The following is a 19642-nucleotide window of genomic DNA, read 5'->3' as shown; positions in this document are numbered from 1 at the left end:
TTATCTTTATATGCGCTAACTAGTTTTATTTAATTTAAGAAAATCGACAATGCTTGCAATAGTGCGCTCAAAGCCAATAAAGCTGTGATCACCACCAAATTCTATTAATTGCTTACAGTGTGAATAATAATTTACTGCGTGTTGAAAATTTAACACTTCATCACCCGTTTGTTGCAACAAGTACAACAACTCAGGGTGCTTTAACTCGCTCAATGTTAATACTTTTAAAGCATCTATATGACGGTTATTTAGTTCATAATTATAATCTTGATACGGATTATAATTTGCCCCAAGTAAAGGCTGTAATAAATTGCCCGGTGCTACCGCTGGGTTAATAACCACCGCAGGAATATGATAACGCTGCGATAAATAGGTGGCAAAAAAACCGCCTAATGAACTACCCAATAACGCGGTATTAGGTGTGATTAACTGCTCTAACTCGATAATAGCTTGCAGAGGTTCGTGGTTTAAACGTGGTACATAATAGTCAACATCATAGTGTGCCATAAGCTCACCAAAGCGCACAGCTTTATATGATTTTTCAGAACTATTAAAACCGTGAATATAAATTACGCGCTTAACCATATCACGTCCGTATTTATATGCACTTGCCCTTGCGATGAGTTTATATAAAGCATTCTATAAGCTGGGCCATTATTTTGCTGTTGCCACGCTTTACTGTGCTTAGTAAATTGCACTGAGCTTGCCGGCGTAGCGTAAATATCAAGCTCTCTAAAACATTGCGTATAATCATTATGCACATGACCATGAATAAGCGCAGCAACATTGCCATTATTAACCAACGTATTTAATAGTTGTGGGCCATTTTCGAGCATATGTTTATCTAAATAACCGTTTATTGGCAACGGATTATGATGGCAAAATACCAGTTGCTTGCTAACTGGCTGCGCTAAACAATCGGATATTTCATTTAAATGCTCACTTGTCACCCAACCGGCTGGAGTGAGCCCTTTGGAGTTAATAAGTAATAGCTCAATATCAGTGCTTGCGTTATTAGTTAGGTTATTAGCCACTAAGCGTTTTGCCGCTTTTATTTGTCCACCACTGATTTGCTCAAGCAAGGCAATTTCGTCATGATTACCTGGTAGCCAAAATACTGGGCAAGTAAGTGTACTGTTGCTTATAAGCTCACTAAATAATAAGTAAGATTCCACACTATGATCTTGTGTTAAATCACCGCCAAATACCACTGCATCTAGTTGTTGTAACAACATATGTTCAAGCGCTTGTTGAAAATATGTGGCTGTATTTACCCCAAAGTACTCAGCATTTCTATCGGCAAATAAATGGCAATCTGTAACATGAGCAATACGTAAAGATGGCTTATTAAAAGTATAAGTATCATCAAACCAAGCCATTATTTACATCCCAATTTAGCGTGGCTTGGCCATGCTCAACACACGCCACCAGCCAATCATATAAAAAGGCGTTAAGCTGATATTTTTCATCTTTTTGATGCATTTTAGGATTAGGATAACCGTAAGAAGGTTTTATGCGCTGATGATAGTCGTGATGAATAATTTCGGCCACTTTCGCATCATTATAAAGCCTAACGGTTAAGTATAATGGGGTAATGCCTTTTACCATTCCTGATAGCTGTTTAATGGAGACATCCATAGTGTATTTAGCCATGTCATCTATTTTTACAGCAAACTCACTGTTACCCAACTTTACCTCGCGAATACTTTGTTTAGTTTGCTCGCTTGGTAATAACTTTAAAAGCCGCACGTAATTATGCTCGCAAAGTGTTAAATACTTTGGAAGGTTTTGAATATATCTTTGGGTTGCTAAAAGTGCTGTCAAAGTACCGCCATTACAATTTATAAATTACTATTTATGTATAAAATTTATGCCCACTTGTTGATCATACCATCACGATTGAGCGCTAACCATTGCAAACAAATAACCGTTGCAGCATTGTCTATTTCCCCACTATTAAGCCGTGCCAGTGCATCATCTAGCGTTAATATATGGGTTTTAATATCCTCCCCTTCCGTTTCTAAACCGTAAACTCCGCTGTTTACTTGGCTTAAATCGGCGCGGGCTAAATATAAATGTAACCGCTCAGTAGTGCCTCCTGGGCTTGAAAGATACGAAAGCATAAACTCGAGCTCGGTTAAATTAAGTCCGGCTTCTTCATAGGCTTCTTTTTTTACTACCGCTGCATAATCCTCACTGCCATCGGTCATACCTGCAATACATTCTAACAGCCATGGCGAATGTTTGCTTTTTATTGCACCAATGCGTATTTGCTCTATTAATAACACTGTATCGGTTACAGGGTCGTAAGGCAGCACGGCAATAGCATCGCCGCGTTCTAAAATTTCACGGCTAATGAGTTGCGACTCGCCACCGGCAAATAATGCATGTTCAAATTGATATAAGTTAATTTTAAAAAAACCATCGTAAAGGTTAGTAATAGGTTTTAACCTCACATCTTGGTGAGTAAATTCGATCAACTTTTTATTGGTCATATAACTACCTCTTACTTATTTTAATAAACTAAAGTGGATTAATATATTCTGTTACACTTACAAACATTGTTTTACTCATTTTTTTTTTAGTTATGAGCCAAAACAGGTTAACATGCCCAATAGTATAAAATTTGTCTAAGGACCGAACCACACATGAAAAAGAACATCCTTGCGGCGCTGGTTAGTTTATCATGCGCAATTGGCGCTACAGCTGCTCACGCTGAAGATTTACTACAAGTTTTTGAAATTGCGACAGCAAACGATCCTACCGTGTTAAAGGCAAAAGCCCAAGCGGATGCACAATCTTATCAAAGTGATCGTGCGATGAGCGCATTATTACCTCAAATAGGTTTAAGCTTAGGCTACGAAAAAAGTGACTCTACCTCTTTTCAAGTTGATGAAAGTACCTTCAACCAAGTTAAACTAGAAAGCGATACTGACCAATTCACTCGTGGTGTTAGCTTAAGCCAAACACTGTTTGATTTAGGCGCATGGAATAACCTAGGTATTGCTGATAAACAAGCTTTACAAGCCAGTGCACAGTACGATTTTGCTAAGCAAGATTTAATAGTACGTGTTGCCGATGGTTACTTTAATGTATTAAGTGCTATCGATAGCCTTGAATTTGTTAAAGCTGAAAAGCGCGCTATTGAACGCCAATTAGAGCAAACAAAGCAACGCTACGCGGTAGGCCTAACTGCTATTACCGACGTACACGAAGCGCAAGCTCAGTTTGATAACTCAGTAGCACAAGAAATTGTTGCCGGTAATGCCGTAGAAACAGCACGTGAACTACTGCGCGAAATAACAGGTAAGTACCACGCAAAACTTGACGTTTTAAATACCGAAACATTTTCAACTGTAAAGCCAAATAAACCCTCTAGCGACTTAGTTAAAGTGGCTGAAGAAAAGAACTTAAATTTACAAGTAGCAAAAGTCACAGTTGATATAGCTAAAGATCAAATTGAGCTAGCGAAAGCAGGCCACTACCCAAAATTAACACTTGATGCGCGTTACGGTGATTCTTTAACCAATCGCGACACAAACGGTGCAAGTTTTGATAACCAACCTCGTGCCGATTCGACCACTATAGGTATTAACTTTAGTGTGCCTCTTTACTCAGGTGGTGCCACGGTTGCTGCAACTAATCAAGCACGTGCATTTTACGTCGCTGCAAGCCAAGATTACGAAACTAACTATCGCGCAGTTACACGCACAGTTATTACTTCTTATAATCAAGTGGTTTCAGATATAGCGACCTTTAGAGCGCTAGAGCAAGCGGTTATATCTGCCGAGAGTGCACTTAAAGCAACTGAAGCAGGTTTTGAAGTAGGTACTCGTACTATTGTTGATGTACTTGTTAGCACACAAAACTTGTACAATGCAAAACGTAACCTTGCCAATGTTCGCTATCGCTACGTGGTATCTACGCTGCGTTTAAAACAAGCAACAGGAACACTGACAAATGCTGACTTAATGGCGATTAATAAAGGTTTAAACGCAATTTAACACAGCTTAGTCTAGTAACTAAAAAGCCAGCATTTTGTTGGCTTTTTGTGTTTTATAGCGCTTAGCGTTAAACTAGCGTTTTTATTATTAGAGAATTTTTTGTGGTTACCTCATCTCCTTTTAAAATATCTTTTTTTGGTCCTCGTTACTGGTTAACTTGGGTGGGTGTTTTCTTTTTATATTTAATTTCGTGGCTACCACAAAAGCTACAACTAGCAATGGGCAAGCAGCTTGGCCGATTAGTACATAAATATATGAAGCGACGCCGCCATATTGCTGAGGTAAATATAAGACACTGCTTCCCAGATATGAGCGAAGCAGACCAACAAGCATTAGTATTAAAAAACATGGAAAATACCGGAATGGCCATGGTCGAAACCGGTATGGCATGGTGGTGGCCAAAGTGGCGAGTACAAAAAGCTTACGGTTCAATTAAAGGGCTTGAGCACTTTGAGCGCATTCAAGCGTCGGGCAAAGGCGTGTTAATGCTAGTTCCGCATATTTTGCATCTTGAAATGGCGAGCCGTGTAATGGGATTAAAATACCAAGGCTTAGGTTTTTATCGCCCGCACAACAATCCGCTTATGGAATACTTTACTACCAATGGTCGCTTGCGCTCTAACGAATATTTAATTGGCCGAAAAGACGTAAAAGGTTTATTAAAAGCACTTAAAAACAAAAAAATATGTTACTACTTACCTGATCAAGATTATGGTCGTAAGCATTGTGAATTTGTGCCATTTTTTGCCGTACCAGACACAGCAACAACCACAGGAACGCTAATGTTTGCAGCCAGCAAGCACTGTGAAACAGTTAGTTTAGTTAGCCGTCGCGACGAACACGGTAAATACCACTTAGAAGTATTACCTGAACTTGAAAACTTCCCCAGTGGCGACAACAGAGCCGATGTCACTCGTGTTAACCAACGTATAGAGCAAGCAATTAATGCCGCTCCTGAGCAATATATGTGGCTACACCGCCGCTTTAAAACACGCCCCGATGAAAATAGCACTTCTTTTTATTAAAAGTAATGGTATAACAATAGATAATAAAAATAAAAATGAGTACCAACTATGTGGTTCTGGATTAAACATTTATCACTGGCTGCGGGGCTAATAATTCTCGCAGTCTACTTTTTATTAGGTGATGGTCCAGTATTTGATTTTAAAGAATCAAACAATGCAGCGGCGCAAGGATTAAGTCGGTTTTACTCTTCAATTCGTAATAAAGTGAGCGACGAGCAAGGTAAGTTTGTATTGCAGCTTAAAAAGCCAGAACAAACTCTTGAGCGTGTTTTAGCTGAGCGCATGCGTATTATTGAACCGATTCCAAAAACCTGGACAGGTAAAATTGAGCCTCGACGCTTTGAAAACGGGTCAACACTAAAAAAGGCGTTATCGCAATATGCCAGTAATGAAGGCATAGAGTTATATTGGTATTTAAGTAAAGATTACGTCGTTAAAGATCATTTTAGAGTCGATAGCAATTTCACTTCTACCTTGTATCAAGTAGGGCGTGCAATTAACGACGACTTTGAAAACGAAGTATACACTTACTTATGTCATAAACAGCGCGCGGCCGTAATTACTGAACTACCTTCTGAATTTGTTCGCACTAACTGCTTACAACTTAAAGCTTGAACTTAATAATTAGCACTTTGATACTCATCTGAGTATCAAAGTGACGCGCGCTTAACCAAAGTTCAAGTTAACTTAATTCAAACACAGTTTGCCAGATTGCAGTTACATTTTTAATGTCATCACTAAATTGTGCACGCTCTGTGCAGCGCCCTTGCTGATCTAAACTCAACACATGATAGCGCGAACGGTAATTAATATACGCCTGAATTAATTGCTGCTTTTGCGCCTTGGTAATGCAGCCAAGCTTTGCAGCATCAGTTAAAATTCTGACGTTATCGGAATACACACATAGCTCTTCAAATTGTTGCGCATAATTTAGCACTAAGTACTGAGTAATAAATTCAATATCTGTCATTGCGCCAACATCTTGCTTTAAATCAAATTGCTGCTCATTTCCTGTTGCTAAATGTTCACGCATTTTTTCACGCATTTTTATTACATCGTCTTTGAGCACTTTTTTATCGCGCGGCTGACACAGTATATTTTTACGAATTTGCGCAAAACGCTCAACAAATTCAGCTTGCCCTAAAATCAGCCTAGCTCGCACTAGCGCTTGATGCTCCCACGTCCATGCCTGTGTTTGTTGGTAATGATTAAAGCTCTCTAGGTTAATTGCCAGTAACCCCGATGCGCCTTCAGGGCGTAGTCGTGTATCAAGCTCATATAAAATCCCCGAAGCGGTTCGGGTATTAAATAAATGCATTAAACGTTGCGCCAATTTTAAATAAAATTGCCTTGAATCTATTGGCTTTACACCATTAGTTTGGCTGCTGCCATCGTGGTTATGTACAAAGACTAAATCTAAATCAGAGTCATAACCCACTTCAAAGCCACCGGTTTTACCATAGGCAATAACCGCAAAACCTTTGCTTTCGTCGTTAGTACTAGGTGGCATACCAAAGCGTTTTACACAATTGTGCCATGCAATATTAACGGCCTGATCGACAATAGCCTCCGCCAGTGCCGTTAAATGATCGCTCACCTTCATTACATCCATAACATCGGTGGCATCGGCAGCGGCAATTCGTAACTGATGCGTTTGTTTAAACTGCCGTAACGCCTCCATTTGCATTTCTAAGTCGTCGGGCTCAATACGTAAAAAATATTGCCTAATTTCGTCTTTATAGGCGCTTAAAGGTGTTGGCTTATAAAGTACTGCGGGGTCTATTAGCTCATCAAGCAAAATAGGGTAAAGCGAAATATGCTCACCTATCCATTTACTATAACAACACAATAATACTAACTGCTTTAAGGCACCTGGGTTTTCGTATAACAGCTCTAAATATGCGGTACGCGAAATTATTTTATTGAGTATTTGGCAAATAACATTAAATGTTTCGGCAGTGGCATTAAAGTCGTTCATTTGTTTGAGTAAAACCGGCATTAATTTATCAAGAATATTACGCCCTCGATTACCCACTTTTGCTTTAGATATACGTTGTTTAAAGTCGTGTAGTGGTGTTTGCCAATCTTCCCTGGGATCATTTAAAAAACTCACATCACCATGATCCCAAGTACTAATAAATGCGCCTTCGCAAGTATCTAGCGGCTCGGTTTCCTCCCCTATTACATGATTAAACTCATTATGAATTTGCCCCATTACATGCTCTAAATAGCTTAACGTAGCGCTAAAGTCGGGCTGATTGAGTAAATAGTTTAAACGTTGCTGATTTAGCTCCTCATCCGGGAGGGTTTGCGTTTGTTGGTCATCAAATATTTGTAGGTACTGCTCTACTTTACGCAGGTATAAGTAGTTTTTTTGCAGATCTTTTGCTTCAAGCTCATCAATTACTTGGCTTAAGCTAAGCTCTTTAAGGGCGTGTAATAATGATTGAGTTTGCAAATTAGCCTCTCGCCCACCACGTACCATTTGTAGTGCTTGTACAATAAATTCAACTTCTCGTATTCCGCCTGCGCCTAGTTTTATATTGTTGGTTAGGCGCTTACGACGTACTTCTTGAGCAATCATCAACTTCATTTTTCGCAGCGACTCAATCACCGAAAAGTCAATATAGCGTCTATATACAAACGGCTTTAATAGCTGGTTAAACTCGCTAAAATAAATGTTAGGCGTGCCAATTAAGCGCCCTTTTAACATGGCATAACGTTCCCAATCACGGCCTTGCTCTTGGTAATAATCTTCAATTGCATTAAAGCTCATAACTAACGGGCCACTTTCGCCAAAAGGTCGCAGTCGCATATCTACTCTAAATACTTGGCCGTCAACGGTCACTTGATTAAGTGCGGTTATTAACTTTTGCGCCACTTTGGTATAAAACACTTGAGCTTCGAGCGAGCGACGCCCGCCTTGGGTTTTAATATTGCGAGGATAGGCAAAAATAAGATCTATATCTGATGAGTAATTTAGCTCTTGTCCGCCAAGCTTACCCATTCCTAACACCATTAAAGGCAATGGCTGACCTTGTTCATTTAAAGGCTCACCATTGGTTTTTGCCACCTGTGTATAAGCCCACTGATTTGCACTTTCTATTAGGTTATCTGCTAATTGGCTTACATACTTGATACTATCGGCAATTGGGTTGTCGCAACATAAATCTAAAAAAGCCACTTTAAGCCAGTACTTTTCTCGGTATTGCCGCAGTAATTTATGGCAATCGCGCTCATCAATATTATTTAGGTCTAAGTCAATAAAAGGAGCTGCAATCACCCTATTTTTAATTTCGGTGTTACATAATAACCAGTTTTTTAGCTCAGGTTGCGATGTTAAACAGCGCCATGCAAAGTCACTCAAGGCTAATAACCGTACCAGCGCTAATTCTTGCTTTTGTTGTGGATAAAGCTGTTCGAAGCGTGTTTCGCCAAGTTTTTGTAATTGAATGGGAAGTTGCTTTACGTTACTCATCAATACTCTCTTTTATATCATCAATAACCGTACTAGAATGATTAAAAACCTATTAAGGTAAATACTACTTAGGAAAACCATGTCATATTTGTCATTATCTAACACTAGTTTACTTGCGATTGCTATTAGTTTTATTGTTATTTGCGTGATCATAATGAGCTTAAGAATAACCACTCAACTAAAAGCAAAACAAGCGCTTAAAGATGAGTTAGCGCAGCATGATAACTTTGCAATGGGGATTAGTTTTGCCTCAGAAATATCGGTGGTGATTGCCTCAGTAGCATTTTTATTTGATGAAATAAGCATAAGCACAGCGCAATCGAACCCATTAAAAGTGATCTTTTTAATCGTTTTATTATTTTTATTTATTAAAGTAGGTCACTTAATTCATCGCAAATGGATTTTGCATCGCTTTAATGAAGAAGCCGCTATTTTAAAACAAAATGTCTGCGCCGCACTGGTCGACTCAGGTATGTTAATTGCAAACTGTATTATTACTTTAGGGCTTTACACTTGGACTCACACTCAAGGTTTTAGCAGTTTACTCATTGCCTTTGTAAGTTTTTTTGTACTACAAGGTATGTTTGCTTTTGATAGTAAAATACGTGAATACCACTTTGCCAAAGCTAACCAAGGCGCATCGCTACAAAGTAACTTTGGCCTTGAAAATACCTCTATTGGTATTCGTTACGCGGGTAAATCAATTGGTTTATCGCTGGCCGCGTATGCTGGTTTGTCCAGCGCAGCGTTTCAAAATGGTAAGATGGTCGAAAATTTATTTACACTCGTGATGCATTGCGGTGTAATGTGGGTGCTACTTTACAGTTTAACTTATGTAATAAAAAAGATTTCGTTACCAAATATCGATACTTCGCTGGAAATTGATCATCAAGATAATATTGGTATTGCTTGTATCGAATTTGCGGTTTTTTGTGCTGTAGGTTATTTGCTTATTAGTATGTTTTCAATTTAACACCAAGCTGATTAAATATAATATTTAATCAGCTTGTGAACACTTTGCTTAAGTGTAATGGGGCCTTATGCTATTTGATGTAACCAATTATCTGTTAGTTGATATAGATAATGAGTTTAGCAGAGCATTTGCTGAGTACTCTTTTAATCATGCTCAGAGCCAATCACCCAGCGGGTTAATAGCAGCTGGTAGCCACACCCGGCAGTTAGTAAAAATGATGTTTGATGAACTTATAAAAGATTACTGCTATTGCGACTTTGAAAATGAAATTAGTGTATCAGAGCTCGCTACCTACTTGCATGATCATCATAAAATTAAAGGCGTATTATTTAACCGTGTTGATTACTTACTTGGCGATGATAAACAGCGCTTTATTTATAACTCACTACACAAAAGTCGCTTTTTAGTTAGCCAAGACGAAAATGGCTTTTCGTTTAGCCCAGTAACAGACCCAGGGCATTCAAATCACTTATCGTGCCATACCGATATAGCACAAGCGTCACTAAACCTAATAGAGACTGATGAGCAATTTAATAAAAATAAATAATTGCACCTAGCTCACAGCTTACTTACCATAGCGGCATATAACTTTTATGCACTAACCAATAAGTGATACCACATGCGAGTTCCTCATATTTATCAGGCATCGAGTATTGCCTTAAACACTCCCGTTACATTAGATGACGACGCTGCAGGGCATATTGGCCGAGTATTGCGAATGAAAGTAGGCGAGCACGTGTCTATTTTTAATGGTGAAGGCGGTGAATACCTTAGTGAAATTATTGAGGTGACTAAAAAAAATGTCGTGGTTATGCCACAACAGCTAAATACTCATGATGTAGAGTCGCCCTTAAAAATTCACTTAGGCCAATGCGTATCCCGTGGCGATAAAATGGATTTTACCATTCAAAAATCGGTGGAACTGGGTATTACCGAAATCACCCCTATTTTTAGTCAGCGTTGCGGCGTTAAATTGATGGGCGATCGACTTGATAAAAAACACCAACAATGGCAAAAAATAGCCATAGCCGCCGCAGAGCAATCTGGGCGTAATTTTGTACCTGTTGTTCATCCGCCGGTAGATCTAAAGCAATGGCTTGCACAGCAAAGTGCAGCAATTAAGCTCACTTTGCATCCACGTGCCGAGCACAGTATCAAAACAATTACCGTCCCAAAAGATGGCGTACGCTTTTTAGTTGGCCCTGAAGGCGGCTTTACTGATGAGGAAATGGCGCAAACAAAGCAACAAAACTTTGTAGATATTCGCTTAGGCCCGCGCGTATTACGCACCGAAACAGCAGCATTAACTGTTTTAAGTGCATTACAGCTGCAGTTTGGCGACTTAGCTAATTGAAATAACTAAAAGTACCCACATATATATATTAATATTCATATTAAGGCACAGCGCATGGCAATTAAGTTAGGCATTATTTCAGATCCTATTAGCGGATTTAATATTAAAAAAGACACTGGTTTTGCAATGATGATGCAAGCGCAAGCACGTGGCTATGAAATTTACTATATGGAAATGGATGATCTTTCACTACGCCAAGGTCAGGCATATGCTACAGCTGCAAAAGCACAGGTTTTTGACGATCCAAACAATTGGTACCAGCTTGAGCAAAAAACCACTATTGCACTTGGCGATTTAGACGTTATTTTAATGCGTAAAGATCCCCCTTTTGATACCGAATACATATACGCAACTTATATTTTAGAGCGTGCCGAACAAGCAGGTACACTCATAGTTAACAAGCCACAAAGCCTGCGCGACGCAAACGAAAAGCTGTTTACAGCTTGGTTTAGCGAACACACGCCCGACACTTTAGTAACGCGCAGCCAAAAGCAAATTCGTGAGTTTTTAGCGCAGCATAAAGACATTATTTTAAAACCGCTTGATGGCATGGGTGGCGCGTCGATTTTTAGAGTTAAAGCAGACGATGCTAACATTGGTGTAATTTGTGAAACATTAACCGAGCACGGCAGTCGCTTTGCCATGGTACAAAATTATGTTCCAGAGATCACTCAAGGCGATAAGCGCGTATTGGTTGTTGATGGCGAAGTAATTCCATATTGCTTGGCGCGTATTCCACAAAACGGAGAAACACGCGGTAACTTAGCCGTAGGTGGACGCGGCGAAGCACGTCCTTTAAGTGAATCCGATTTAAAAATTGCACAAGCTGTGGCACCAACACTTAAAGAAAAAGGCCTAATTTTTGTCGGCTTAGATATTATTGGCGACAAATTAACCGAAATTAACGTAACCGCACCAACCTGTGTTAAAGAAATTGAAGCGGCGTACGATATTTCAATTACGGGTATTTTATTTGACGCAATTGAAAAACGACTCGCTAAATAAGTTAGCGTTATTAAAAGCGCTTTCATATTGTAAGGTTTAAGGTATTCATTATTTTTAAATCGTATGAAAGTGCTTATTTTGTTTTAAAAACATGGGTATGTGCCATACTAAAAATTCATTAACTAAAAAGGGTGAAATCTATGCAGTCATTAGAAAATCATTTTTTAATCGCAATGCCGTCGATGCAAGACCCTTTTTTTAAACGTGCTGTTACCTATATTTGTGAGCACAATGAAGACGGGGCTATGGGCTTGGTAATCAACCAACCTATTAATATTACCGTAGGTGAGTTACTCGATAAAATAGAAATTGATAACGACAAAACTCAGCAAGCAGCGCAAGTTAGCGTATATGCTGGCGGGCCGGTTAAAACCGACCGTGGTTTTGTACTGCACTCTCCAAAGCATGGTTACTCTGCGAGCCAAGCGCTCAGCAGTGATATCATGATCACCACCTCTAAAGATGTACTCGCTTCGTTAACCACAGCACAAGCACCTGAACAATTTATTATTACTTTGGGCTACTCTGGCTGGGAGCAAGGTCAATTAGAACAAGAGCTATTGGATAATAGCTGGCTGATAATTAAAGCTGATCCGAAAATTATTTTTGACACCCCCGTTGAAAAACGCTGGGAAAAAGCAGTTTCTATGCTGGGCTTTGATATAAGTCAACTCAGCCCTGAAGCTGGTCATGCTTAACAAGATAAACTTATGACAAAAAAAAACTTCAAGCCGCAAGGCCAGCGTACTGTAATGGGCTTTGACTTTGGCACCAAAAGTATTGGTATTGCTATAGGTCAAGAGCTCACTGGCAGCGCATCGAGCCTTAAAGCTGTAAAAGCACAAGATGGCATTCCTAATTGGGATGACATAGCAGTACAAGTAAACGAATGGCAACCCGATTTAATGGTGGTAGGTTTACCGCTAAATATGGATGGCACCGCCCAAGAGGTAACTTTTAAAGCTAAAAAGTTTGCTAATCGATTACACAATCACTATGCCATACCGGTAGAAACACAAGATGAGCGCTTAACCACCGCCGATGCTAAAGCGCGCTTGTTTGAGCAAGGCGGTTATAAAAACTTAGGCAAAGGCAAAGTAGATAACATGTCTGCGGTGATTATTTTAGAGAGCTTTTTTGAAACAAGTTACGGTGAGTGAAAATATTAGGTGTTAGGCTTTGAATATCAGAGCTTTTAAGCTGATACCCAAAGCCTTCTCTTTAACTTAACTAATATTGCCTTTATCATCAAGGCCATCAATAGTGACCCCTTGTAAAAAGCCCGCCCCTTGCTGCTCATTGTTGCGCAGCTTTATCATTAAGCGCAAATCGTTCGCCGAATCGGCATGGTGCAATGCATCTGCATAATTGATTCGTTGCTGTTTATACAACTCAAATAAGGCCTGATCAAAGGTCTGCATACCCATTTCTTTCGATTTAGCCATGGTTTCTTTAATACCGCCTATATCACCATTTTTAATTAGCTCTGCAACCATAGGTGAATTAAGTAATATTTCAATAGCAGCAACTCGACCTTGCCCGTCAGATGTGGGGATCAGCTGCTGGGCAATAATAGCGCGTAAATTTAATGCTAGATCGTACTTAAGCTTATCGTGCTTTTCTTTTGGCACTAAATGCATGATCCGATCTATCGCCTGGTTAGCGTTGTTTGCATGCAAGGTAGCCACACATAAGTGCCCTGTTTCTGCAAAGCTTAATGCATACTCCATGGTTTCTTGTGAGCGTATTTCGCCTATTAATATTACGTCGGGTGCTTGGCGTAACGAGCTTTTAAGCGCTGACTCAAAACTTTCGGTATCTAGCCCTACTTCGCGTTGAGTAATAATACTTTTACGGTGTTCGTGTACAAACTCAATCGGGTCTTCAATGGTTAATATATGTCCGCGCTGATTACGGTTTCTATAGCCAATAAGTGCAGCAAGTGAGGTTGACTTACCCGTACCGGTTCCCCCCACAAATAGCACTAAACCACGTTTCGACATAATCACATCGGTAAGTGTAGACGGCAGCCCAAGTTCGCCAATTTCAGGTATTTTAGTAACAATACGACGAATAACCATGCCCGCTTTATCGCGCTGCCAAAATGCCGAAACACGAAAACGTCCTTCGTCAGTGGCAATCGCAAAGTTGCATTCTTTCGTTGTATGAAACTCGGCTTTTTGTTTTTCACTCATTGCCGATTCAACCAACTCAAGTGATTGCTCATCGCTGAGCGGCTCATCATCAAGCGGGGTTAATTCACCATTAATTTTAGCGCTGATAGGCAGTTGGCTTGAAACAAATAAATCAGAGCCTTTTTTATCTATCATTATTTGTAAAAAGTTATTTAAAGATAAAGCCATTAGTATTCCTTAACCACCGAACTGAGTTTTGTCTTGCGCTTTAGCTTGCGCTGCAATATTGGTAACAATGCCATGATTAACTAAGTTTGTTAAACATTGATCCATCGTTTGCATTCCATGCGAAGCGCCAGTTTGAATAGACGAGTACATTTGCGCCACTTTATCTTCACGAATTAAGTTACGAATAGCAGGTACTGCAAGCATAATTTCGTGAGCAGCTACTCGCCCACCGCCAATTTTTTTAAGCAGGGTTTGCGAAATTACCGCACGTAATGATTCCGAGAGCATAGAGCGGATCATGGCTTTTTCTTCACCTGGGAATACATCTATAATACGGTCAATGGTTTTAGGTGCAGAGGTGGTGTGCAAAGTGCCAAATACTAAGTGACCAGTTTCGGCTGCTGTCATTGCCAGGCGAATGGTTTCCAGATCACGTAATTCACCAACTAATATTACATCTGGATCTTCACGAAGTGCACTGCGTAGCGCATTTTTAAAGCTATGTGTGTCGCGATGTACTTCTCGCTGATTAATCAGACTTAATTTGTTATCGTGGACAAACTCTATTGGATCTTCAATAGTGAGAATATGGTGATGTTTTGTTTGATTTATATAATCAACCATAGCCGCTAATGTTGTCGACTTACCTGACCCTGTAGGGCCAGTTACTAATACTAAGCCGCGAGGGTTATCGGCAATGGTTTTAAAAATATCGGGAGCACCTAAATCATCTAGTGTGAGCACTTCACTGGGGATCGTACGAAATACAGCGGCTGGGCCACGATGAGTATTAAAAGCATTAACACGAAAACGTGCTAAATTAGGCACTTCAAATGAAAAATCCACTTCGAGATTTTGTTCGTAGTCCTTGCGCTGGTTATCGTTCATAATATCGTAAACTAGGTTGTTTACATCTTTGTCTCCTAGTGCTGGTATATTAATACGCCGCACATCGCCGTCTACGCGTATCATAGGTGAAACCCCTGATGATAAATGTAAATCGGATGCTTTGTGTTGCACACTAAACGCCAATAATTCGGTAATATCCATTTATGACTCCACAACTAACTGATAAATATATGGTTACAATAGCAGAACGACTCACATCCGCCTACGCTAGAATTGCAGTAGCGGCAAAAAACGCCCAACGAAATAGTAACGAAATAACCTTACTTGCAGTATCAAAAACCAAACCAAGTGCCGATATTATTGCAGCCTACAAGCATGGCCAACGCCAATTTGGTGAGTCTTATGTTCAAGAGGCTGTAGATAAAATAGCGCAACTACACGCATATAGCGATATCATTTGGCATTTCATTGGCCCTATTCAATCAAATAAAAGCGCATTAGTGGCCGCCAATTTTGCTTGGGTACAAAGTGTTGATCGGATTAAAATAGCGAAACGCTTAAACAGCCAACGACCAGCCGATAAAGCCGCGCTTAATGTGCTTATTCAAGTAAATATTAGTAATGAAGAGGCTAAGTCGGGTTGCCAGCTTAATGAAGTAGCCGAACTGGCCAGTTTTATTAACCAATGTGAACAATTAACTTTACGCGGACTAATGGCTATTCCGGCTAAAAGCGATGATATTACAACGCAAACTCAATATTTTAAGCAATTACAAACTTGCTTTGATAAACTACAGACCCAATATCCTCAAGTAGATACTTTGTCGATGGGGATGAGCAATGATGTTGAAGCTGCAATTAGTGCAGGCTCAACAATGGTGAGGATCGGCACAGACATTTTTGGCACACGAACTTAAAAGGTGATAACAGATATATGTCAGATAAAACAATCGCATTTATAGGCACAGGTAATATGAGCTACGCCATTATTGGTGGCATGGTAAAAAATGGGTTTAATGCAAACAATATTATTGCCACAAACCGTAACCAAGAAAAGCTGGCCAAAGTGGCAGCCGATTTCAAGGTGAAAACCACCAGTGACAATAACGAAGCCCTGCGCGATGCTGACGTAATTGTACTTTCTGTTAAACCACAAATGATGGGCGATTTATGTAAATCGTTTCAAGAGTCGGGTGTCGACTTTAGCGATAAACTGTTTATTTCAGTAGCAGCTGGTTTAACCGTAAAACGTTTGCGCGAAATGCTTGGCCAAGACGTGAAAATGATACGTTGTATGCCTAATACACCTTCGCTACTTGGCCGTGGTGTATCCGGTTTATATGGCGCTGGCGAAACGCCAAGCGAGCACGAATTTGTACAACAAGTTTTTGAATGCACTGGCATTGTAGTGTGGGTTGAGCAAGAATCGCAAATTAACGATATTATTGCAGTTACAGGCTCATCGCCTGCTTATTTTTTCTTATTTATGGAAGCCATAGAAGAGAAAGCCAAAGCACTGGGCTTTAACGATGCAGATGCACGTCGCTTAGTACAACAAACAGCACTTGGCGCTGCCGAAATGGCACTAAGCCAACCCGATATAACCATTTCGCAGTTACGCTCAAACGTAACATCTAAAGGTGGTACTACGCATGCAGCCGTTGAGCATTTAAAAGATAAAGGCTTAACCCAAACCGTTGCCGATGCCATGGATGCGTGTATTACGCGTGCACAGCAAATGGAACAAGAACTTTAAGAAGGTTAAATTATGAATGCCATGCAATTTTTAATCAGTACCCTGTTTGATCTATTTTTAATGGTGGTATTACTGCGTTTTTGGCTACAGTGGGCAAAAGCCGACTTTTACAACCCAATGAGCCAATTTGTGGTTAAAGCCACCTCTTTCGCAGTAAAGCCACTGCGTAAAATTATTCCTGGGTTTGGAGGCCTTGATTTAGCCTCGCTATTGCTGGCATTTTTTGTTGCCGCAGCCAAAATAAGTGTGCTTATGTGGCTTATTTATAAGTCATGGGCTATACAACCTGTGCTTATTCAAGCATTAATCACCGTACTAAAAGAAGGTTTAAACTTAGTTTTTTGGGTACTTATTATTCGCGCTATTCTAAGCTGGGTTAGCCAAGGCTACAACCCAATAGAAGCGGTATTCCACCAGCTGACTGAACCTATGTTAAAACCTATTCGTAAAATTCTACCATCGCTAGGTGGCTTAGATTTATCGGTTTTAGTGCTTATTATTGGTATTCAGTTTTTACAAATGCTGCTTATGGATCTGTTAGTTTAAGCGCTTATTTTAGCTAAAGAGGTCACAAGACCTCTTTTTTATTTTTTAGGAGTTAATTATGCAACGGTTAATTAAATTGTTTTTTATTACCTGTTTAGCTTTTACCTTTAATGCCCACAGTGAGCAAGTTTCCGGCGCGCAGTACAAAGAGTTAGGTCAGTGGCAAGTACATTACATCGCTTTTCCTTCAACCTTTGTGCAACCTAAAATAGCCCAAGCTTATGGCCTTGAGCGTAGCGGCTACAAAGGGATTGTTAATATATCTATATTAGCTAATGATACCAATAACACGGCGCAAAAGGCCGTGCTAAAAGGCACAGCTAAAAATCTACTCGGCAATAAACAAACGCTTAACTTTAAAGAAGTAATTGAAGGCGATGCAATTTATTACCTTGCTCAAGTTAACTACACTAACGAAGAAGTTTTACGTTTTGAGATTGAAATACAGCAAGACTCACAATTTCAAAAATTACAGTTTCAGCAAAAATTTTACGTAGATTAAATAACTTATGATAAAAACTTTAGTACTTGCCACAGGCAACCCTGGCAAAGTAAATGAACTTGCAAACATGCTCAGCCCACTCAATATTAATGTTGTGCCGCAAAGCGACTTTAACGTAGGTGAGGTGGCCGAAACCGGTACCACTTTTGTAGAAAATGCCATTATTAAAGCCCGCCATGCTGCCCTAATTACCGGTATGCCTGCTATTGCTGATGACTCGGGATTAGAAGTAGATGGTTTAAATGGTGCGCCAGGTGTGTACTCGGCGCGCTTTGCCGGTGCAGGTGCAACCGATCAAGATAACATAGATAAGCTACTACTTGAGCTGGGTAATAACCCAATTAGAACCGCACGCTTTTGGTGTGTACTGGTATTAATGCGCCATGCTAATGACCCAACTCCGCTTATTTGTAGTGCCAGTTGGGAAGGTGAAATAACCCTAACCCAAAATGGCGAAGGCGGCTTTGGTTACGACCCGGTATTTTTTGTACCAACGCTTAATTGCACCAGTGCCGAGCTTACAAAAGAGCAAAAAAATGCCATTAGCCATCGCGGTCAAGCATTACAAAATTTACTACAGCAACTTAAGCTAAAAGGCGGCCTGTGAACCTACCACCACTAAGCTTATATGTGCACGTACCTTGGTGCGTGCAAAAATGCCCATATTGCGACTTTAATAGCCACGGACAAAAAGGTGAAATTCCTGAAGCTGAATATGTGCAGCATTTAATTGATGATTTAAAAGCCGACCTGCATTTGGTGCAAGGGCGTAAAATTCATAGTATTTTTATTGGTGGTGGCACACCTAGCTTATTAACTGGCGCAGCTTACACACGCCTACTTAGTGAGGTTAAAAGCCTTATTGGGCTTGAAGATAACTGCGAAATAACCCTTGAAGCAAACCCAGGCACCGTTGAAACTGGCCGCTTTAAAGATTATGTAAAAGCAGGTATTAACCGCATTTCTATTGGTGTGCAAAGCATGCAAAACGACAAGCTTAAAGCGCTTGGCCGTATTCATGGCAGCGACGAGGCAAACTACGCCGCAGAGCAAGCTAAAGAAGCGGGGTTAAATAGCTTTAATCTTGATTTAATGCATGGCTTACCTGGGCAAACTCTCGATGATGCACTGGGTGATTTAAAGCAAATCATTGCCCTTAACCCGCCGCATATTTCTTGGTATCAGCTTACTATTGAGCCCAATACACAATTTGCTTCTAAGCCGCCTACCCTGCCACAAGACGAAACCCTATGGGACATTCAAGAGCAAGGCCAAGAGTTACTTGCCCAAGCAGGTTACCTGCAATACGAAATATCAGGCTATGCAAAGCCCGGCTATCAATGCCAACACAACTTAAATTATTGGCGTTTTGGCGATTATATCGGTATTGGTTGTGGCGCGCATGGTAAGGTAACTGATGCAAATACAGGCATAATAACCCGCACCGAAAAAGTTAAGCACCCGCGTGGTTACATGGATCTGATCAAACCTTACTTGTTTAAAAGCTGGCAGGTTGAACAAGACGATTTAGCATTTGAGTTTTTTATGAATCGCTTTCGTCTAGTAGAGCCTTGCCCTATTAACGACTTTAATGCGCTTACACAGCAGCCATTACAAAGCCAACAACACGCGCTACAACAGGCAATTAAAACGGGCTTATTAATACAAACCGATAGCCATTGGCAAGTAACACTGAAAGGTCAGCGCTTTTTAAATGATCTGCTAGAGTTATTTGTTTAACTCTAGGCTCTAGGCTCTAGGCTCTAGGCTCTAGGCTCTAGGCTCTA

General features: G+C 40.2%; 22 protein-coding genes. 15 read left to right on the top strand and 7 right to left on the bottom strand.

The features are described 5' to 3' along the window. Positions 1-15 precede the first annotated feature (15 nt). From H5079_RS08675 to H5079_RS08660, 4 genes are read right to left on the bottom strand one after another with little or no spacing between them, the layout of a single operon-like run. Positions 16-585: a YqiA/YcfP family alpha/beta fold hydrolase gene (locus tag H5079_RS08675; RefSeq protein WP_011329236.1), complete on the bottom strand. Its 570-nt coding sequence runs from the start codon at positions 583-585 to the stop codon at positions 16-18. Further along, entirely contained in the window at positions 570-1379 is an 810-nt protein-coding gene (locus H5079_RS08670) for a metallophosphoesterase (RefSeq protein ID WP_182683914.1), read from the bottom strand. Before H5079_RS08670 ends, H5079_RS08675 begins: the two co-directional genes overlap by 16 nt. Continuing rightward, a complete protein-coding gene (locus H5079_RS08665) occupies positions 1366-1824 on the bottom strand; it encodes a DUF1249 domain-containing protein (protein ID WP_058374175.1) in 459 nt (152 codons plus the stop codon). Before H5079_RS08665 ends, H5079_RS08670 begins: the two co-directional genes overlap by 14 nt. A gap of 44 nt (positions 1825-1868) precedes the next feature. After that, on the bottom strand, positions 1869-2495 hold the full coding sequence (locus tag H5079_RS08660) for an NUDIX domain-containing protein (protein WP_011329239.1): 627 nt from the start codon (positions 2493-2495) through the stop codon (positions 1869-1871). 153 nt (positions 2496-2648) lie between these two features. Between H5079_RS08660 and tolC the strand changes: the two genes are divergently transcribed. The 3 genes from tolC to H5079_RS08645 all read left to right on the top strand — a co-directional run bounded on the left by tolC (position 2649) and on the right by H5079_RS08645 (position 5644). Continuing rightward, on the top strand, positions 2649-4004 hold the full coding sequence (gene tolC / locus H5079_RS08655; protein WP_182676521.1) for an outer membrane channel protein TolC: 1356 nt from the start codon (positions 2649-2651) through the stop codon (positions 4002-4004). Positions 4005-4105: 101 nt separating this feature from the next. Further along, positions 4106-5029: an LpxL/LpxP family Kdo(2)-lipid IV(A) lauroyl/palmitoleoyl acyltransferase gene (gene lpxL / locus H5079_RS08650; protein ID WP_182683913.1), complete on the top strand. Its 924-nt coding sequence runs from the start codon at positions 4106-4108 to the stop codon at positions 5027-5029. Positions 5030-5077: 48 nt separating this feature from the next. Continuing rightward, on the top strand, positions 5078-5644 hold the full coding sequence (locus H5079_RS08645) for a toxin co-regulated pilus biosynthesis Q family protein (RefSeq protein ID WP_182683912.1): 567 nt from the start codon (positions 5078-5080) through the stop codon (positions 5642-5644). A 67-nt stretch (positions 5645-5711) separates the two neighbouring features. Here the strand turns inward: H5079_RS08645 and glnE are convergent, their stop codons facing one another. Beyond that, complete coding sequence (gene glnE / locus H5079_RS08640; RefSeq protein WP_182683911.1) at positions 5712-8507, bottom strand: bifunctional [glutamate--ammonia ligase]-adenylyl-L-tyrosine phosphorylase/[glutamate--ammonia-ligase] adenylyltransferase; 2796 nt, start codon at positions 8505-8507, stop codon at positions 5712-5714. A 79-nt stretch (positions 8508-8586) separates the two neighbouring features. Between glnE and H5079_RS08635 the strand changes: the two genes are divergently transcribed. The 6 genes from H5079_RS08635 to ruvX all read left to right on the top strand — a co-directional run bounded on the left by H5079_RS08635 (position 8587) and on the right by ruvX (position 12999). Further along, a complete protein-coding gene (locus tag H5079_RS08635; RefSeq protein WP_011329244.1) occupies positions 8587-9480 on the top strand; it encodes a hypothetical protein in 894 nt (297 codons plus the stop codon). 67 nt (positions 9481-9547) lie between these two features. Next, a complete protein-coding gene (locus H5079_RS08630; RefSeq protein WP_089368757.1) occupies positions 9548-10027 on the top strand; it encodes a hypothetical protein in 480 nt (159 codons plus the stop codon). Positions 10028-10099: 72 nt separating this feature from the next. After that, entirely contained in the window at positions 10100-10834 is a 735-nt protein-coding gene (rsmE, locus tag H5079_RS08625) for a 16S rRNA (uracil(1498)-N(3))-methyltransferase (RefSeq protein WP_011329246.1), read from the top strand. Positions 10835-10888: 54 nt separating this feature from the next. After that, a complete protein-coding gene (gshB, locus tag H5079_RS08620; protein ID WP_089368758.1) occupies positions 10889-11839 on the top strand; it encodes a glutathione synthase in 951 nt (316 codons plus the stop codon). A 140-nt stretch (positions 11840-11979) separates the two neighbouring features. After that, the gene (locus tag H5079_RS08615; RefSeq protein ID WP_011329248.1) at positions 11980-12537 is read left to right on the top strand and encodes a YqgE/AlgH family protein; all 558 of its coding nucleotides are present in this window, start codon (positions 11980-11982) and stop codon (positions 12535-12537) included. A 12-nt stretch (positions 12538-12549) separates the two neighbouring features. Then, complete coding sequence (ruvX, locus tag H5079_RS08610; protein ID WP_011329249.1) at positions 12550-12999, top strand: Holliday junction resolvase RuvX; 450 nt, start codon at positions 12550-12552, stop codon at positions 12997-12999. A 66-nt stretch (positions 13000-13065) separates the two neighbouring features. Here ruvX and H5079_RS08605 read toward each other — a convergent pair whose 3' ends face one another. Together H5079_RS08605 and H5079_RS08600 are read right to left on the bottom strand one after the other, a co-directional pair. Continuing rightward, positions 13066-14202: a PilT/PilU family type 4a pilus ATPase gene (locus tag H5079_RS08605; RefSeq protein WP_011329250.1), complete on the bottom strand. Its 1137-nt coding sequence runs from the start codon at positions 14200-14202 to the stop codon at positions 13066-13068. 9 nt (positions 14203-14211) lie between these two features. Next, positions 14212-15252, bottom strand: a complete 1041-nt coding sequence (locus H5079_RS08600; RefSeq protein ID WP_041454575.1) for a type IV pilus twitching motility protein PilT — start codon at positions 15250-15252, stop codon at positions 14212-14214. Positions 15253-15254: 2 nt separating this feature from the next. Between H5079_RS08600 and H5079_RS08595 the strand changes: the two genes are divergently transcribed. The 6 genes from H5079_RS08595 to hemW are packed head-to-tail and all read left to right on the top strand — an operon-like array spanning position 15255 to position 19595. Then, entirely contained in the window at positions 15255-15968 is a 714-nt protein-coding gene (locus H5079_RS08595; RefSeq protein WP_011329252.1) for a YggS family pyridoxal phosphate-dependent enzyme, read from the top strand. A gap of 17 nt (positions 15969-15985) precedes the next feature. Then, complete coding sequence (proC, locus tag H5079_RS08590; RefSeq protein WP_011329253.1) at positions 15986-16807, top strand: pyrroline-5-carboxylate reductase; 822 nt, start codon at positions 15986-15988, stop codon at positions 16805-16807. 12 nt (positions 16808-16819) lie between these two features. Further along, complete coding sequence (locus H5079_RS08585; protein ID WP_011329254.1) at positions 16820-17353, top strand: YggT family protein; 534 nt, start codon at positions 16820-16822, stop codon at positions 17351-17353. Positions 17354-17411: 58 nt separating this feature from the next. Next, complete coding sequence (locus tag H5079_RS08580) at positions 17412-17855, top strand: DUF4426 domain-containing protein (protein WP_011329255.1); 444 nt, start codon at positions 17412-17414, stop codon at positions 17853-17855. 7 nt (positions 17856-17862) lie between these two features. Then, the gene (gene rdgB / locus H5079_RS08575; protein WP_041454577.1) at positions 17863-18462 is read left to right on the top strand and encodes an RdgB/HAM1 family non-canonical purine NTP pyrophosphatase; all 600 of its coding nucleotides are present in this window, start codon (positions 17863-17865) and stop codon (positions 18460-18462) included. Then, complete coding sequence (hemW, locus tag H5079_RS08570) at positions 18459-19595, top strand: radical SAM family heme chaperone HemW (RefSeq protein ID WP_011329257.1); 1137 nt, start codon at positions 18459-18461, stop codon at positions 19593-19595. Before rdgB ends, hemW begins: the two co-directional genes overlap by 4 nt. Positions 19596-19642: the final 47 nt, after the last annotated feature.

Source organism: Pseudoalteromonas sp. SG44-5 (genome assembly GCF_014164175.1).
In the GTDB taxonomy this organism is placed as follows: domain Bacteria; phylum Pseudomonadota; class Gammaproteobacteria; order Enterobacterales; family Alteromonadaceae; genus Pseudoalteromonas; species Pseudoalteromonas nigrifaciens.
The sequence above is the reverse complement of the archived record's forward strand: the minus strand, read 5'-3'. Positions and strand labels throughout refer to the sequence as shown.

Bases quoted from the DNA above. Each gene is read 5' to 3' on its own strand.
- ruvX (WP_011329249.1), top strand. From the start codon at position 12,550: ATGACAAAAAAAAACTTCAAGCCGCAAGGCCAGCGTACTGTAATGGGC.
- H5079_RS08630 (WP_089368757.1), top strand. From the start codon at position 9,548: ATGCTATTTGATGTAACCAATTATCTGTTAGTTGATATAGATAATGAG.
- H5079_RS08615 (WP_011329248.1), top strand. From the start codon at position 11,980: ATGCAGTCATTAGAAAATCATTTTTTAATCGCAATGCCGTCGATGCAA.
- rsmE (WP_011329246.1), top strand. From the start codon at position 10,100: ATGCGAGTTCCTCATATTTATCAGGCATCGAGTATTGCCTTAAACACT.
- H5079_RS08675 (WP_011329236.1), bottom strand. From the start codon at position 585: ATGGTTAAGCGCGTAATTTATATTCACGGTTTTAATAGTTCTGAAAAA.
- tolC (WP_182676521.1), top strand. From the start codon at position 2,649: ATGAAAAAGAACATCCTTGCGGCGCTGGTTAGTTTATCATGCGCAATT.
- H5079_RS08645 (WP_182683912.1), top strand. From the start codon at position 5,078: ATGTGGTTCTGGATTAAACATTTATCACTGGCTGCGGGGCTAATAATT.
- H5079_RS08580 (WP_011329255.1), top strand. From the start codon at position 17,412: ATGCAACGGTTAATTAAATTGTTTTTTATTACCTGTTTAGCTTTTACC.
- H5079_RS08585 (WP_011329254.1), top strand. From the start codon at position 16,820: ATGAATGCCATGCAATTTTTAATCAGTACCCTGTTTGATCTATTTTTA.
- H5079_RS08605 (WP_011329250.1), bottom strand. From the start codon at position 14,202: ATGGCTTTATCTTTAAATAACTTTTTACAAATAATGATAGATAAAAAA.
- H5079_RS08660 (WP_011329239.1), bottom strand. From the start codon at position 2,495: ATGACCAATAAAAAGTTGATCGAATTTACTCACCAAGATGTGAGGTTA.
- proC (WP_011329253.1), top strand. From the start codon at position 15,986: ATGTCAGATAAAACAATCGCATTTATAGGCACAGGTAATATGAGCTAC.
- glnE (WP_182683911.1), bottom strand. From the start codon at position 8,507: ATGAGTAACGTAAAGCAACTTCCCATTCAATTACAAAAACTTGGCGAA.
- H5079_RS08600 (WP_041454575.1), bottom strand. From the start codon at position 15,252: ATGGATATTACCGAATTATTGGCGTTTAGTGTGCAACACAAAGCATCC.
- gshB (WP_089368758.1), top strand. From the start codon at position 10,889: ATGGCAATTAAGTTAGGCATTATTTCAGATCCTATTAGCGGATTTAAT.
- H5079_RS08635 (WP_011329244.1), top strand. From the start codon at position 8,587: ATGTCATATTTGTCATTATCTAACACTAGTTTACTTGCGATTGCTATT.
- rdgB (WP_041454577.1), top strand. From the start codon at position 17,863: ATGATAAAAACTTTAGTACTTGCCACAGGCAACCCTGGCAAAGTAAAT.
- H5079_RS08595 (WP_011329252.1), top strand. From the start codon at position 15,255: ATGACTCCACAACTAACTGATAAATATATGGTTACAATAGCAGAACGA.
- H5079_RS08670 (WP_182683914.1), bottom strand. From the start codon at position 1,379: ATGGCTTGGTTTGATGATACTTATACTTTTAATAAGCCATCTTTACGT.